Annotated in this window: 13 protein-coding genes; all 13 read left to right on the plus strand. The window is 61.1% G+C overall.

The annotated features are described in order from the left end of the window. Window positions 1–31 precede the first annotated feature (31 nt). The 13 genes from ACK3SD_RS07010 to ACK3SD_RS07070 all read left to right on the plus strand — a co-directional run bounded on the left by ACK3SD_RS07010 (window position 32) and on the right by ACK3SD_RS07070 (window position 16,332). The gene (locus ACK3SD_RS07010) at window positions 32–1,708 is read left to right on the plus strand and encodes a methyl-accepting chemotaxis protein (protein ID WP_481127246.1); all 1,677 of its coding nucleotides are present in this window, start codon (window positions 32–34) and stop codon (window positions 1,706–1,708) included. A 160-nt stretch (window positions 1,709–1,868) separates the two neighbouring features. Beyond that, entirely contained in the window at window positions 1,869–2,687 is an 819-nt protein-coding gene (gene cheR, locus ACK3SD_RS07015) for a protein-glutamate O-methyltransferase CheR (RefSeq protein WP_481127511.1), read from the plus strand. Next, window positions 2,687–3,739, plus strand: coding sequence for a protein-glutamate methylesterase/protein-glutamine glutaminase (locus tag ACK3SD_RS07020; RefSeq protein ID WP_137762879.1), 1,053 nt, complete (start codon window positions 2,687–2,689; stop codon window positions 3,737–3,739). Before cheR ends, ACK3SD_RS07020 begins: the two co-directional genes overlap by 1 nt. 60 nt (window positions 3,740–3,799) lie before the next feature. After that, on the plus strand, window positions 3,800–4,189 hold the full coding sequence (gene cheY, locus ACK3SD_RS07025) for a chemotaxis response regulator CheY (RefSeq protein ID WP_137762880.1): 390 nt from the start codon (window positions 3,800–3,802) through the stop codon (window positions 4,187–4,189). 9 nt (window positions 4,190–4,198) lie between these two features. Beyond that, window positions 4,199–4,846 (plus strand): protein phosphatase CheZ, encoded by a 648-nt coding sequence (gene cheZ, locus ACK3SD_RS07030; protein WP_137762881.1) that lies wholly within the window; start codon window positions 4,199–4,201, stop codon window positions 4,844–4,846. 207 nt (window positions 4,847–5,053) lie between these two features. Further along, window positions 5,054–6,199, plus strand: a complete 1,146-nt coding sequence (flhB, locus tag ACK3SD_RS07035; protein WP_481127247.1) for a flagellar biosynthesis protein FlhB — start codon at window positions 5,054–5,056, stop codon at window positions 6,197–6,199. Continuing rightward, window positions 6,192–8,270: a flagellar biosynthesis protein FlhA gene (flhA, locus tag ACK3SD_RS07040; RefSeq protein WP_481127248.1), complete on the plus strand. Its 2,079-nt coding sequence runs from the start codon at window positions 6,192–6,194 to the stop codon at window positions 8,268–8,270. Before flhB ends, flhA begins: the two co-directional genes overlap by 8 nt. Then, window positions 8,270–8,620: a flagellar protein FlhE gene (locus tag ACK3SD_RS07045; protein WP_481127249.1), complete on the plus strand. Its 351-nt coding sequence runs from the start codon at window positions 8,270–8,272 to the stop codon at window positions 8,618–8,620. The genes flhA and ACK3SD_RS07045 overlap by 1 nt, the downstream gene beginning before the upstream one ends. Before the next feature lie 2,421 nt (window positions 8,621–11,041). Next, complete coding sequence (locus ACK3SD_RS07050; protein WP_481127250.1) at window positions 11,042–11,674, plus strand: PAAR domain-containing protein; 633 nt, start codon at window positions 11,042–11,044, stop codon at window positions 11,672–11,674. Continuing rightward, on the plus strand, window positions 11,640–12,797 hold the full coding sequence (locus tag ACK3SD_RS07055; RefSeq protein ID WP_481127251.1) for an S-type pyocin domain-containing protein: 1,158 nt from the start codon (window positions 11,640–11,642) through the stop codon (window positions 12,795–12,797). The genes ACK3SD_RS07050 and ACK3SD_RS07055 overlap by 35 nt, the downstream gene beginning before the upstream one ends. Beyond that, window positions 12,794–13,261: a DUF6392 family protein gene (locus ACK3SD_RS07060; protein ID WP_481127252.1), complete on the plus strand. Its 468-nt coding sequence runs from the start codon at window positions 12,794–12,796 to the stop codon at window positions 13,259–13,261. The genes ACK3SD_RS07055 and ACK3SD_RS07060 overlap by 4 nt, the downstream gene beginning before the upstream one ends. Before the next feature lie 1,194 nt (window positions 13,262–14,455). After that, window positions 14,456–16,081, plus strand: a complete 1,626-nt coding sequence (locus ACK3SD_RS07065; protein ID WP_481127253.1) for a colicin E3/pyocin S6 family cytotoxin — start codon at window positions 14,456–14,458, stop codon at window positions 16,079–16,081. Continuing rightward, a complete protein-coding gene (locus ACK3SD_RS07070) occupies window positions 16,081–16,332 on the plus strand; it encodes a DUF7683 domain-containing protein (protein WP_481127254.1) in 252 nt (83 codons plus the stop codon). Before ACK3SD_RS07065 ends, ACK3SD_RS07070 begins: the two co-directional genes overlap by 1 nt. Window positions 16,333–16,354 lie beyond the last annotated feature (22 nt).

The raw sequence follows: 16,354 nt of genomic DNA on the forward strand, positions 1-16,354 counted from the left end.
TTCAGTTGAAACACCTCACTAAAGGGACACCATGTTAAAGCGAATGAAAGTGGTCACCAGCCTGGTCATCATGCTGGTGTTGTTCGGCGCATTGCAGCTGGCCTCGGGCGGCCTGTTCTTCTCGGCGCTGAAGAATGATAAAGAGAACTTCACCACCTCGCAGCTGATCCGCCAGCAGCAGGCGGAGCTGAACGCCAGTTGGATCTACCTGTTGCAGACCCGCAACACCCTAAACCGGGCCGGCATCCGCTACATGCTGGACGCCAACCAGATGGGCAGCGGCGCGACCGTGAAAGAGTTGGTGGCACAGGCGCAGCAGGCGCTGGAGACGGCGGGCGAGCACTATGCCAACTACCAGAAGGTGCCGCGTGACCCCAGCCAGGACGCTCGCTACGCCGAAGAGGTGAAGAAACACTACGACATCCTGCATGGCGCGCTCTCTGAACTGATTGAACTGATCAGCATCGGCCGCATCAATGACTTCTTCGACCAGCCGACGCAGGGCTACCAGAATGGCTTTGAGCAGGCTTATGTCAGCTACATCGACCAGAACGACAAGCTTTACAACAAAGCGGTCAATGACAGCGAATCCTCCTTTGGCCGCGCCATGTGGATCCTGGGCACGGTCGGGACGCTGGTGGTGCTGCTGATCGTCGCGGCATGGTTTGGCATCCAACATGCGCTGATCGCGCCGCTCAACCGCCTGATTGCCCACATCCGCCACATTGCCGCCGGTGACCTGACCCACGCGGTCGAAGGGGCAGGGCGCAATGAGATGGGGCAGCTGGCCGCCAGCCTGCAACACATGCAGGGTGAGCTGATCAACACCGTCAGTGGCGTGCGCCACGGTGCGGACGCCATCTACAGCGGTGCCAGCGAAATCTCCGCCGGCAACAACGATCTCTCCTCGCGTACTGAGCAGCAGGCTTCCTCTCTGGAAGAGACCGCCGCCAGCATGGAGCAGCTGACCGCCACCGTGAAGCAGAATGCTGAGAATGCCCGTCAGGCCAGCCAGCTGGCGCTGAGCGCCTCCGAAACCGCGCAGAAGGGCGGCAAGGTGGTGGCGAACGTGGTGCAGACCATGCATGACATCGCCGGCAGTTCGCAGAAGATCGCTGACATCACTGGCGTGATCGACGGCATCGCCTTCCAGACCAACATTCTGGCACTGAACGCCGCGGTAGAAGCAGCGCGTGCTGGCGAGCAGGGCCGTGGCTTTGCGGTGGTGGCGGGCGAGGTGCGCAACCTGGCACAGCGTAGCGCCCAGGCCGCCAAAGAGATCAAGGGGCTGATTGATGACTCCGTCGCGCGCGTTGACGCTGGCTCCACGCTGGTGGAGAGCGCCGGTGACACCATGAATGACATCGTCAACGCCGTTACCCGCGTCACCGACATCATGGGCGAAATCGCCTCCGCCTCCGATGAGCAGAGCCGCGGCATTGAGCAGGTTGGCTTGGCCATCACGGAGATGGACCGCGTCACCCAGCAGAACGCCGCGCTGGTGGAGGAGTCCGCCTCCGCCGCCGCCGCGCTGGAGGAGCAGGCCAGCCTGCTGACCCAGTCGGTCGCGGTATTCCGCCTCACCAGCGAGCAGCAGAAAGAGGCGCTGGCGGAGCTGGCACCGAAAGCCGCTGCCCCCGCGCCCGTGCTGAAAAAGCCGGTGCTGGCGAGCGCGTCAGCATCCAGTGAAAACTGGGAAACCTTCTGACGCTGACGCCCGTGCGGATGCCTGCCCCCCGGCAGGCATCCCGCCCGCGTGACAAGGAAAGAGCAAGATTGGGCACTACTACAGCGCGTGGTTTGCGCGTTAAGGCGGTTCTATGACCAGACCAGCACTCCCCCTGCCTGACACGGCCACTCTGGCGCAGATGGCGCAGCGGCTGCCGCTGTCGGATGTGCACTTCCGCCGCATCAGCCAGCTTATCTACCAGCGTGCTGGCATCGTGCTGGCCGATCACAAGCGCGAGATGGTGTACAACCGGCTGGTGCGCCGCCTGCGCACGCTGGGGCTAAACGACTTCGGCCAGTATCTGGCGCGGCTGGAGAATGAGCCAAACAGCGCGGAGTGGCAGGCGTTTATCAACGCCCTGACCACCAACCTGACGGCCTTCTTCCGCGAGGCGCACCACTTCCCGATTCTGGCGGAGCACGCCCGCACGCGCGGCGGCCACTACAGCGTCTGGAGCACTGCCGCCTCCACCGGCGAGGAGCCGTACTCCATCGCCATGACCCTGACCGAGGCGCTCGGCAACCGGGTCGGGCAGGCGCAGGTGATCGCCTCTGACATCGACACCCAGGTGCTGGAGAAGGCGGTGGCTGGCGTCTACCGGCAGGAGGAGCTGCGCACCCTCAGTCCGCAGCAGTTGCAGCGCTACTTCCTGCGCGGCACCGGGCCGCATCAGGGGCTGGTGCGGGTGCGGCCGGAGCTGGCCGGGCTGGTGGCCTACCAGCCGCTCAACTTGCTGGCGCCGGAGTGGTCACTGCCGGGGCAGTTTGACGCCATCTTCTGCCGCAACGTCATGATCTACTTCGACAAGCCGACCCAGGAGCGCATCCTGCGGCGCTTTGTTCCCTTGCTGAAGCCGGGCGGGCTGCTGTTCGCCGGCCATTCTGAAAACTTCAGCCAGATCAGCCGCGAGTTCTACTTACGCGGGCAGACCGTGTATGGCCTGGCCAAGGAGAAGTGATGAGTAAAATCAGGGTATTGAGCGTCGATGACTCGGCGCTGATGCGCCAGTTGATGACCGAGATCATCAACAGCCACCCGGACATGGAGATGGTCGCGACCGCGCCCGATCCGCTGGTGGCGCGCGATCTGATCAAGAAATATAACCCGGATGTGCTGACCCTCGACGTGGAGATGCCACGCATGGATGGGCTGGACTTCCTGGAGAAGCTGATGCGCCTGCGGCCGATGCCGGTGGTGATGGTCTCCTCCCTGACCGGCAAAGGCTCGGAGATCACCCTGCGCGCGCTGGAGCTGGGGGCAATTGACTTTGTCACCAAGCCGCAGCTTGGCATCCGTGAAGGGATGCTGGGCTACAGCGAGATGATCGCCGACAAGATCCGCACCGCCTCCAAGGCGCGGCTGACTCAGCAGGCACCGGCTGCCGCGCGGCCCAAGATGCTCAGCCACGGGCCGCTGCTCAGCAGTGAGAAGCTGATCGCCATCGGCTCCTCCACCGGCGGCACCGAGGCGATCCGCCACGTGCTGCAACCGCTGCCGCCCACCAGCCCGGCGCTGATGATCACCCAGCACATGCCGCCGGGCTTTACCCGCTCCTTTGCCGAGCGGCTCAACAAATTGTGCCAGATCACGGTGAAGGAGGCGGAGGATGGCGAGCGCGTGCTGCCGGGCCACGCCTACATCGCGCCGGGTGACCGGCATATGGAGCTGGCGCGCAGTGGTGCTAACTACCAGATCAGGATCACCGACGCGCCGGCGGTCAACCGCCACCGGCCGTCGGTGGATGTGCTGTTCCGCTCGGTGGCGCAGTTTGCCGGACGCAACGCGGTGGGGGTGATCCTCACCGGCATGGGGAACGATGGCGCGGCCGGGATGCTCGAGATGCACCGCGCCGGTGCCTACACCCTCGCCCAGAATGAGGCCAGTTGCGTGGTATTCGGCATGCCACGTGAAGCCATCAACGCTGGCGGCGTCAGCGAAGTGGTGGACCTGAGCCAAATGAGCCAGCGGATGCTGGCGCAAATCTCAGCCGGACAGGCGCTGCGCATCTGACGCGCGCCCTTTTTTTGAACACTTGCGCTTATTTATGAGCAACACACTTTAGGAGTGACAATGGCAGATAAGAATCTTCGGTTCCTGGTGGTGGATGACTTCTCCACCATGCGCCGCATCGTACGTAACCTGCTGAAAGAGCTGGGCTTCAACAACGTGGAAGAGGCAGAGGATGGCGCGGACGCGCTGAACAAGCTGCGCGCCGCGCCCTTTGATTTCGTGGTCTCTGACTGGAACATGCCGAACGTTGATGGCCTGCAACTGCTGCAAACCATCCGTGCGGATGCCGCGCTGGCCAAGCTGCCGGTACTGATGGTCACGGCCGAAGCGAAGAAAGAGAACATCATTGCCGCGGCGCAGGCCGGGGCGAGTGGGTATGTGGTCAAGCCGTTCACCGCCGCCACCCTGGAAGAGAAGCTGAATAAGATCTTCGAAAAACTCGGGATGTAAGGAGAGGGTATGGCAGAACAACACACGCCCGCGTTGGATGCCGCCTCCGCTGGCGATATCATTTCGCGCATCGGGCAACTGACACGTATGCTGCGCGACAGTATGCGCGAGCTGGGGCTGGATCAGGCCATCGCCCAAGCGGCGGAGGCCATCCCGGACGCGCGCGACCGGCTGGATTATGTGGTCACCATGACCGCGCAGGCCGCCGAGCGCGCCCTGAGCAGCGTGGAGGCCGCGCAGCCGCGCCAGAACCTGCTGGAGTCTGAGGCCAAGGCGCTCACCACCCGCTGGGACGCATGGTTTGAGAACCCGATCGAGCTGGCGGATGCGCGCGAGCTGGTGACCGAAACCCGCCGCTACCTCGGCGCGGTGCCGGAGCACACCGGCTTCACCAACGCCCAGTTGCTGGAGATCATGATGGCGCAGGACTTCCAGGATCTGACCGGCCAGGTGATCAAGCGCATGATGCACGTGGTGCAGGAGATTGAGAACCAGCTGCTGATGGTGCTGATGGAGAACATCCCTGCCGAACAGGTGGCGAAACCGAAGCGCGAAAATGAGGGTCTGCTCAATGGCCCGCAACTCGATGCGAATGGCGTGGGTGTTGTTGCCAGCCAGGCGCAGGTGGATGACCTGCTCGACAGCCTCGGCTTCTGATCCCCGCCCCCCTCCCGGCAGGCTGCCTGCGGGAGGCGACTCCCCCCGCCCGGCGCCCCCTGCCGGGCGGGCTTTTGCACGCCCTGTGCCGCCATGCCGGAAATAACCGCCATTTATCCCCCTTTTTCTCGCCATTAGCGGGAACGAAGTTTGTCATGCTACGCCTCTATCCCTGCCTGGCCGTCAGCGCGTTGAAGGAGTGTTGCCTTGGCTGAAGAGAGCGACCTCGAAAAAACCGAAGCCCCCACCCCCCACCGGGTGGACAAAGCCCGTGAAAAGGGGCAGGTGCCGCGATCGCGCGAGCTGACCTCAATCCTGATGCTGGCCGCCGGTGTGGCGCTGTTGTGGCTGGCTGGTGAGCCGATGGCGCGGCGGCTGGCGTCAATGGTGGCAAACGGGATGCATTTTGACCACAGCGTGATCAACGATGACCGGCAGATGCTGCGCCGCCTCTCCTCGCTGCTGGAGTGCGCTTTCTGGGCGATGCTGCCAATCTTTGGCGGGCTGGTGCTGATGGCGCTGGCCGCGCCGCTGCTGCTCGGTGGCTTCCTGTTCAGCACCGAGGCGCTGAAACCCAACTTTGGCCGTCTCAACCCGGTGGCCGGGCTGGGGCGGCTGTTCTCCTCGCAGGTGGGCGCCGAGCTGCTGAAGGCAATATTGAAGGCGCTGCTGGTCGGCTGGGTCACCTGGCTGTTCCTTGACCACTACTGGCCGGCGATGCTGCGGCTGATGGCCGCACCGACCCTGCCAGCGCTGGGCGACGCCCTCGGCATGATCGCCGGCTGCGCGCTGCTGATCCTGCTCGGCCTGCTGCCGATGGTCGGCTTTGACGTCTTCTGGCAGATCTGGAGCAACCTGAAAAAGTTGCGCATGACCAAGCAGGAGATCCGCGAAGAGCACAAGGAGCAGGATGGCGACCCGCACATCAAGGCGCGCATCCGCCAGCAACAGCGGGCGATGGCGCGGCGGCGCATGATGGCTGACGTGCCGAAGGCCGATGTCATCGTCACCAACCCGACGCACTACGCGGTGGCGTTGCAGTACAACGATCGCATGAGCGCGCCCAAAGTGCTGGCGAAGGGGGCGGGGGAGGTGGCGCTGCGCATCCGTGAGCTGGGCGGCCAGCACCGGGTGCCACTGCTGGAGGCCCCGCCGCTGGCGCGTGCGCTCTACCGCCACAGCGAGATTGGCCAGCAGATCCCGGCCACGCTCTACGCCGCGGTGGCGGAGGTGCTGGCCTGGGTCTACCAACTGAAGCGCTGGCGTACCCACGGCGGCCTGATCCCGAAGAAACCTGTACACCTGCCGGTGCCGGACGCACTGGATTTTAAAGAGAGCACGTCGAATGGCTAATCTGGCCTCACTCCTGCGGTTGCCCGCAAACATGAAAGACTCACAGTGGCAGGTTCTGGCCGGCCCGGTGCTGATCCTACTGATCCTATCGATGATGGTGCTGCCGCTGCCGCCCTTTGTTCTGGATCTGCTGTTCACCTTCAATATCGCGCTGTCGATTATGGTGCTGTTGGTGGCGATGTTTACCCAGCGCACGCTGGAGTTTGCCGCCTTCCCGACAGTGCTGCTGTTTTCGACCCTGCTGCGCCTGTCGCTGAACGTCGCCTCAACGCGCATCATCCTGATGGAGGGGCACACCGGCTCCGCCGCCGCCGGGCAGGTGGTGGAGGCGTTCGGCCACTTTCTGGTGGGCGGCAACTTTGCCATCGGCATCGTGGTGTTTGTGATTCTGGTGGTGATCAACTTCATGGTGATCACCAAGGGCGCGGGGCGCATTGCCGAAGTGGGCGCGCGCTTTGTGCTGGATGGGATGCCGGGCAAACAGATGGCGATCGACGCCGACCTGAACGCCGGGTTGATTGGCGAGGATGAGGCGAAGCGCCGCCGTGCCGAGGTGACGCAAGAGGCGGACTTCTACGGCTCGATGGATGGTGCCAGTAAATTCGTGCGCGGTGACGCCGTCGCGGGCCTGTTGATCATGGTAATCAACGTGGTCGGCGGCCTGTTGGTGGGCGTGGTGCAGCACGGCATGGAGCTGGGCCACGCGGCCGAGAGCTACACGCTGCTGACCATCGGTGATGGTCTGGTGGCGCAGATCCCGGCGCTGGTGATCTCCACCGCGGCGGGCGTGATCGTGACCCGCGTCGGCACTGACCAGAACGTCAGTGAGCAGATGGTGGGGCAGCTGTTCAACAACCCGCGCGTGATGATGCTGAGCGCTGGCGTGCTCGGCCTGCTCGGGCTGGTGCCGGGGATGCCGAATCTGGTGTTCCTGCTGTTCACCGCGGCCCTGCTGGGGCTGGCGTGGTGGAAGCGCGGCCAGCCACAGCAAGCGGCGGCGCGCACCGATGCGCCCGCCACGGTGGACACCCCGGCGGCGGTGGAAGCCAGCTGGGCGGATGTGCAGCTTGAGGATCCGCTCGGCATGGAGGTGGGCTACCGCCTGATCCCGATGGTGGACACCCAGCAGGGCGGCGAACTGCTCGGCCGCATCCGCAGCATCCGCAAGAAGTTCGCGCAGGAGATGGGTTACCTGCCGCCGGTGGTGCATATCCGCGACAATCTGGAGATGGCCCCAGCCGCCTACCGCATCCTGATGAAAGGGGTGGAAGTGGGGCGGGGCGAGGCGCAGCCGGGCCGCTGGTTGGCGATCAACCCCGGCAATGCCGCTGGCACGCTGCCGGGCGAGATGACGCAAGACCCAGCCTTCGGGCTGCCAGCAGTGTGGATTGAGCCAGCGCTGCGCGAGCAGGCGCAGATTCAGGGCTTTACGGTGGTGGAGTCGAGCACCGTGGTGGCGACGCACCTCAACCATGTGATCAGCCAGTTCGCCAACGAGCTGTTTGGTCGGCAGGAGGCGCAGCAGTTGCTGGATCGCGTCACGCAGGAGATGCCGAAGCTGACGGAGGATATGATCCCCGGCGTGATTACCCTGACCACCCTGCATAAGGTGTTGCAGAATTTGCTGGCGGAGCGGGTATCTATCCGTGACATGCGCACCATTCTGGAGACGCTGGCGGAGCACGCACCGGCGCAGAGCGACGCGCAGGAGCTGACCACCGTGGTGCGGGTGGCCTTGGGCCGGGCGATTACCCAGCAGTGGTATCCGGGCGATGGCGAGATCCAGATCATCGGGCTGGACACGCCGCTGGAGCGGTTGCTGTTGCAGGCGTTGCAGGGGGGCGGCGGGCTGGAGCCGGGGCTGGCGGATCGCCTGCTCGAGCAGGCCCGGCAGGCGTTGCAGCGTCAGGAGATGCTGGGCGCGCCGCCGGTGCTGTTGGTGAATGCCGCACTGCGTCCGCTGCTGGCGCGCTTCCTGCGCCGCACGCTGCCGACGATGGTGGTGCTCTCCAACCTGGAGCTGAGCGACAACCGCCAGATCCGCATGACCGCCACCATCGGCGGTCAGTAATGCTGCGCACCATGCTGTGGCTGGCCGGGCTGCTTCCCGGCCTCTGCGCCGCCGCTGGCACCTGGCACGCCGCCAGTGAGGGCGTGACGCTGCCCTTGCGCAACCAGTCCCGCAGCACGCCGCTGCTGCACCCACCCGCTGCCGCCCCCATCGGCAGCGGGCTGGTAGTCTCCATAAGCTGGCGCTACCGCTTGCTCTCCCCGCCGCCCGCTGGGCTGCTGGTGTCACTCTGCACGCCACAGCGTTGCACGGCCATTGAGGGGCAGAGCGGCGTCACCCACGCCCTGCGCGGCGAGCCCGCCACCCAGCCCCTGCGGCTGGTGTTCCGCGTGCGCGGCAAGGGGTGCTGAATCCACCCGTGCGGGTGGTGCGGCAGGAGGTGGGGGTGAATTATTGGTGATGAGGGGGTAGGCATGGCGGATGCCTGTGGGCGCGCTGGGGGCGGAGAGGGGTTTCGGTTGTTTGGGTTCCTCTTTCTACCTGTGCTCCCGAGCCTCAACCGAGCAGGGCCTGCCGGCCCTGCACCACGCGGGCGGTTTAACCTTCGGTTTATCTTTTTAGTATTTTTTGCTTTGGCTTCTTTGATGATTTGCGACCTCGCTTAGGTCGGAGAAGGGTTTCGGTTGTTTGAGTTCCTCTTTCTACCTGAGCCTCGGAGCCTCAACCGAGCAGGGCCTGCCGGCGCGCCGGCCCTGCACCCGCGCGCTTTTGGGTGAAGTGGCTAATCATTGCCCGCTCTCGCGGGTTCCCTCGCTGCGTCTCCGGGCTGTCGGGCCGGCCCAGACGCGCTCCCGGCGCGGCTGGCCCTTTCGCGGGCGTCCTGCCCGCTCACCCGGCCCTGCGACTTCACTCGGCAATGATTAACGCCCTCACCATTGTGCAAATGCTTGGCTATGTGAGGAAGGAATAGGGGAGTTCGTTATATATGTGGAGTGTCGCGGGAGCATTATTATTGCCTGTGGTCTCGTCAGGCCGGAGCAGGGTTTCGGTTGTTCGAGTTCCTTTGTCTACCTGAGCCTCGGAGCCTCAACCGAGCAGGGCCTGCCGGCGCGCCGGCCCTGCACCCGCGCGCTTTGGGGGAATGGCTAATCATTGCCCGCTCTCGCGGGTGACCCTCGCTGCGTCTCCGGGCTTGCGGGCCGGCCCAGACGCGCTCCCGGCGCGGCTGGCCCTTTCGCGGGCGTCCTGCCCGCTCACCCGGCCCTGCGCCTCCACTCGGCAATGATTAACGCCCCCACCGTTTCTGCAAATGCTTGGCTATGCGAGGAAGGAATAGGGGAGTTCGTTATATATGTGGAGTATCGCGGGAGTATTATTATTGCCTGTGGTCTCGTCAGGGCCGGAGAGGGGTTTCGGTTGTTCGGGTTCCTTTGTTTACCTGTACGCCTGCGCCTCAACCGAGCAGGGCCTGCCGGCGCGCCGGCCCTGCACCCGCGCGCGTTGGGGGAATGGCTAATCATTGCCCGCTCTCGCGGGTGACCCTCGCTGCGTCTCCGGGCTTGCGGGCCGGCCCAGACGCGCTCCCGGCGCGGCTGGCCCTTTCGCGGGCGTCCTGCCCGCTCACCCGGCCCTGCGACTTCACTCGGCAATGATTAACGCCCCTACCTCCTCTGCGCGCTGTAAGTATGTGAGGAAATAGTTGGGGGGAGTTTTTATATTGGAAGGTGGAATGGATTGGCTGTGGAGCTGATTGTATTTAATTTCTAAATATGGCTGACCAATTTCACATACCCGGCCGCACAAAACCCAGAACCCTTTAAACAGAAATAATTTCCCCATATTCCGCCCCAATTCTTTCCTCACATAGCCAAGAATTTGCAGAAACGGTGGGGGCGTTCAATTATTGCCGAGGGAAGATTCCGGGCCGGGTGAGCGCACAGGGATGTGCGCGAAAGTGGCAGTCGCGCTGGGAGCGCGTCTGCCGCGGCCCGACAGGCCGGAAGCTGACGGAGGGAACCCGCGGTAGCGGGCAATAATTAGCCGAGGCACCCAGAGCGCGCGGGTGCAGGGCCGGCGCGCTGGCAGGCCCTGCTCGGTTGAGGCTGCGAGGCTCAGGTAGAAAGAGGAACCCAAACAACCGAAACCCTGCTCCGGCCTAAGCGAGGCCGCACACAACAAAGAAGCCAAAGCAGAAAAAGGAACTCAAATAACCGAAACCCGTCTCTGGCCTAGCGCGGCTACAGGCACCCGCCATGCCCACCCACAACACCCCACAAATAAAAATCCCCCCAACTCTTTCCTCACATAGCCAAGAATTTGCAGAAACGGTGGGGGCGTTCAATTATTGCCGACGGAAGATTCCGGGCCGGGTGAGCGCACAGGGATGTGCGCGAAAGTGGCAGTCGCGCTGGGAGCGCGTCTGCCGCGGCCCGACAGGCCGGAAGCTGACGGAGGGAACCCGCGGTAGCGGGCAATAATTAGCCGAGGCACCCAGAGCGCGCGGGTGCAGGGCCGGCGCGCCGGCAGGCCCTGCTCGGTTGAGGCTCCAAGGCTCAGGTAGAAAAAGGAACCCAAACAACCGAAACCCTGCTCCGGCCTCAGCGAGGCCAAAAATAACCACGAAAGCCAAAGCAGAAAAAGACATGAACAAACCGAAGGTTAACACGCCCGCGCCGGCAGGCCCTGCTTGGTTGAGGCTCTGAAGCACAGGCAGACAAGGGAACCCAAACAACTATACAGGACCGTCACTGGAGCTGTAGCGGGAAGTTGGGATTATATCGAGCCGGGTGTATGATGCGCTGACTTTATAACCACGTTATTCATGAGGGATTATGGCGACGGGATTTTTTCTATATCACCTGGATAAAACCACCTGCGGGGGACGCATTCTTGCCGGTGCCTCTGACGACACCTACGAAATAGGCGGCATTGTGAGGCAGCAGGTCAGGGAGGGTGACCCGGTAACCTGTGGGAAGCATGAAGGGCGGTTCCGCGTCTGCGGCGGCATGGGGGATACCTACCAGGTGGGCGGAGAGCTGAAAGAGTGGGCGGGTTCGCTGGACAGCTACAGCTCCTGCCCCTGTCGCGCCCGGTTTATTCCGTCAGTCCTCTCGCATACCTATGACAGTGACTGCAACGCCGGGCGCGTGGCAGAGAGGGAGAGAGCGGCAAAGCAGACGGAAAAAAGGGAGAAGCCTGATGAGATGATCCCCGCACCCGTTCCGGTTTTTGCAAAATCCTGCCTGCGCGGAGCCGGATGTAACGACGCGGGTACGGCAGAGGAGCCGCAGGAAAACTTTGCCACGATGAGTTTTTACCAGTCGCAGCCTGTACCCCTTCCGCGGCGCCCTCAACTCCGGCAGGCAACAGCGAACCTGAACAGCATGCGCAGACGGCGAAGAAGAAAAAGCCCGATGTCGAAAAGTCGGGGTGGTCGCGCCGGAGAAAAAACGTACACTGTTTGATAAAGTTACAGGCTTTTTCTTCGGCGAGGCAGAAGCGATGCCGCTGCCACCGCCCCCGGTGGTGCTGGGCGGAGGGGCCGAAGCCGGTATGGCGGCGTCTGCGGGCGGTGCCACGGCGAAACTGAATCAGGACGCGGCGAAGGCGCTGACGTACCGGATGAAACGACTGTCAGGGCCGGAGGTCTGGGAAAGCCGGTTTGAAATGAACCTGCCGTTCGTGGTGATGGGGGCCGTGCTGCACTCGATGCTGAAAGCTGAGAAGAGTGACTTACTGACGGCTGACAGGCTGATGGCCGTAGCGCAGAGCGGCGGCACGGTGCCAACGCGGGTGCGTTACAACTGGGTGGAGGACCCGGAAAGCGGACGGCTGAAAGCGGTGGGCTATCACACGGGACCGGAAAGCGGGCGTGACCAGGTGAAAGTCAGGCTGATGGAGAAGCGGTTTGACGGGAAATACCGGTTCTGGGGCGATGCTCCGGGAGGGAAGATACAGATCACCTGGACGCCGGAAGATGTGCCCGGCAGCAGTGGCGCAGGTGGGTGGCATACGGGCAATGAGGTGCAGCAGTCCGGCATGGTGACAATACCGGGGCTAGAGTATCCGGATGTGGGTGACGTCAGAGTGACTACGTTGCCAGTACCTGAGGAGAAGGACTTCCGGGACTACATTCTGGTGTTTCCGGGGAACGTGCATCCGCCAATTTATATCTACCTGAGCAAGCCGCCGGTAGAGATGCTGGAGGTGGCACCGTACCGGGACTTTAACGGACGTTCGCGGCAGGGGCTTTACCATGTAGATCACATGCCGTCACGACAGGCAGTGGTGTTGTATTTGCGGCGTGAACGGCCAAATTTAAACCAAGACCAAATTGATTATATAGCTGATCAAGTCGCAGCGATGGTGATACCGAAGGATATTCATCGTAAAGACAGCATGACGTATGCTGGCAGAAATCACTCGCAGAAAGAACCCGATTCCCGGAGTCTGCGGGAAGCAACGGACAGAAACTTTGATACGGTGGAGTCTGCACTGATGGAGAAACGTGGTATGACAAAGGCCGAACTGGAGTCTAAACGGACGGAAATGCACAAAATCAATACGGATCTGGGATTGTACAAATGACAATAAACATTGAAGCGCTGATTCGTAATCTGGATAAGCCCTATCAGGCGATCCGCGATGCGGGAATTATTGCGTACAAAACCCCGCCGCAGGGGACGCGGAGTGATCCAGTTCTGACACTTAAAATGAAGAACGAGGGGGTATCTTTAACGTTCGATAATGATGCAGATAAATCCCTCAGTGAAATACTTTTGAATATACATACCGACAAAAAAGGCTGGGTATTTCCTAATGAATTACCTTCACCTCTTCAACAAAATATGTCCCGTCAGTGGGTGCATGAAACTTTTGGTGAACCAGATAAGAGCACGCCGCCAGAAGTTTTTATGAAAATGAAAATTGGCTGGATTGAGCGTTTTACTATCGAGGGTTTTCATATACCTCTGACGATGTGTGTTTATTACGACATGGATGAAAAGGTTGAGACGGTAACGTTTCTCCCCTCTCATCGGCTGAGGTGGTAATTCGCTATTAAACAAAGGATCTTCTTGAGATCATTTTTTCTGCGCGTAATCTTCTGCCCTGTAAACAAACAAACCACCGCTACCAACGGTGGTGTGTTTGCCGGAGTTCAGAGCTACCAACTCTTTATTTCAAAGGTAACTGGATTCTTCGCGGGAACAGTTACCAAAATTGTTCTTTCAGTGTCGCCGCAGTCAGGCCATTACTTCAAGACCTCTTCAAAGATCTATTCCCGCAAACTTCCAGTTACCAGTGGCTGCTGCCAGTGGCGTTTTTGCGTGTCCGTCCGGGTTGGACTCAAGACGATAGTTACCGGATGGGCGCAGCAGTCGGGCTGAACGGGGGGCTTGTACACAGCCCGACAGGCCGGAAGCTGACGGAGGGAACCCGCGGTAGCGGGCAATAATTAGCCGTGGCACCCAAAGCGCGCGGGTGGAGGGCCGGCGCGCCGGCAGGCCCTGCTCGGTTGAGGCGCAGGCGTACAGGTAGAAAGAGGAACCCAAACAACCGAAACCCTGCTCCGGCCTAAGCGCGCCCACAGGCACCCACGATGGCTAAATTATCCCCCTCACACAGCCAAGCATTTGCAGAGGAGGTGGGGGCGTTCAATTATTGCCGACGGAGGATTCCGGGCCGGATGAGCGCACAGGGATGTGCGCGAAAGTGGCAGCCGCGCTGTCGCTTGTCCAACGCCTCACGGCTGCACAATAAATTGCGCCCCATTCACCGTTACCGACACTTCTGTCAGACTGCGAAAAAATTTTTGCAGGGAGTCCGCATAGCGACACAGGAAGAAAAACAGCAGCACCAGCGGGAGGCCCGGGCGCTTCTGGAGGGATTCTGGCCTGATGCGTTCAGCTTCATCGCGCCAAAACCGCTGACGATTGGGATCACTGATTATATGGCTACGTTCTGGCGATGTCGGAGGGTCTTGAAAGGTTCAGCCTGGCCGGAGAGCCTGCGGACGAAACGACGGAAGCTGACCGGGAATGGACGCGGGTGAGGCTGACTGGGAAGCGATACCGGAAGGCGCGAAAAGAAGCCTCCGGGGCAGAAAAAGCTGCGAAACCGTCTGGCAGTCAGTCCGGTGCATAGCCATCCATGCCCGTAAGAATCTCTCAGCGCGATCCTGGCGGGTTATGTCGTGCCGGGTGTATGATGCGCTGACTTTATAACCACGTTATTCATGAGGGATTATGGCGACGGGATTTTTTCTATATCACCTGGATAAAACGACCTGCGGGGGACGCATTCTTGCCGGTGCCTCTGATGACACCTACGAAATAGGCGGCATTGTGAGGCAGCAGGTCAGGGAGGGTGACCCGGTGACCTGTGGGAAGCATGAAGGACGCTTCCGCGTCTGCGGCGGCATGGGGGATACCTACCAGGTGGGCGGAGAGCTGAAAGAGTGGGCGGGTTCGCTGGACAGCTACAGCTCCTGCCCCTGTCGCGCCCGGTTTATTCCGTCAGTCCTCTCGCATACCTATGACAGTGACTGCAACGCCGGGCGCGTGGCAGAGAGGGAGAGAGCGGCAAAGCAGACGGAAAAAAGGGAGAAGCCTGATGAGATGATCCCCGCACCCGTTCCGGTTTTTGCAAAATCCTGCCTGCGCGGAGCTGGATGTAACGACGCGGGTACGGCAGAGGAGCCGCAGGAAAACTTTGCCACGATGAGTTTTTACCAGTCGCAGCCTGTACCCCCTTCCGCGGCGCCCTCAACTCCGGCAGGCAACAGCGAACCTGAACAGCATGCGCAGACGGCGAAGAAGAAAAAGCCCGATGTCGAAAAGTCGGGGGTGGTCGCGCCGGAGAAAAAACGTACACTGTTCGATAAAGTTACAGGCTTTTTCTTCGGCGAGGCAGAAGCGATGCCGCTGCCACCGCCCCCGGTGGTGCTGGGCGGAGGGGCCGAAGCCGGTATGGCGGCGTCTGCGGGCGGTGCCACGGCGAAACTGAATCAGGACGCGGCGAAGGCGCTGACGTACCGGATGAAACGACTGTCAGGGCCGGAGGTCTGGGAAAACCGGTTTGAAATGAACCTGCCGTTCGTGATGATGGGGGCCGTGCTGCACTCGATGCTGAAAGCTGAGAAGAGTGACTTACTGACGGCTGACAGGCTGATGGCCGTAGCGCAGAGCGGCGGCACGGTGCCAACGCGGGTGCGTTACAACTGGGTGGAGGACCCGGAAAGCGGACGGCTGAAAGCGGTAGGCTATCACACGGGGCCGGAAAGCGGGCGTGACCAGGTGAAAGTCGGGCTGATGGAGAAGCGGTTTGACGGGAAATACCGGTTCTGGGGCGATGCTCCGGGAGGGAAGATACAGATCACCTGGACGCCGGAAGATGCCCCCGGCAGCAGTGGCGCAGGTGGGTGGCATACGGGCAATGAGGTGCAGCAGTCCGGCATGGTGACGATACCCGGGCTGGAGTATCCGGATGTGGGTGACGTCAGAGTGACTACATTGCCGATGCCGGAGGAGAAGGACTTCCGGGACTACATTCTGGTGTTTCCGGGGAATGTGCATCCGCCAATTTATATCTACCTGAGCAGTAACCATAAATATCATAGTCCTCCTCAGACTGTCCCTCCGCTTCCAGCTTTCCCCGATGCTAAACCGGCCCCGAGAAAAACACCGATAAAAGGTGGTGGAGGATTGCGAGCAAGATGGAAAGACCCAAAAGGAAAGATTTATGAGTGGGATTCGCAGCATGGAACTGTCGAAGTTTATGGGCAAACAGGGCGAAATCATTTAGGAGAATTTGATCCTGTTACAGGGGAACAAACGAAACCGGCCGATCCAACTAGAAGGGTAGAAAAATAATGATTATTTATAATATTGAATTATTCGATTCTTCGAGTGAAGAGTTGATTCGCAAAGTGGAAATACCAAAATCGAAGCTAGAGAGCATTTCTGAAATAATGGAATGGAATACTTTGGAAAAAACTTCATTTTTTCGCGGAATAGGTGGATTTAATGTAACGAAAGAACAAGCCTTGTCCTTGGAAAACGTATTAGGAATTAAATTTTATGCTGAGGGCATGATCATTCAGATTGCAGGTGGTGAAATCTAATTCCCGGAAAGGATCTTCTTGA

The organism is Chimaeribacter sp. YP20170169, assembly GCF_056739715.1.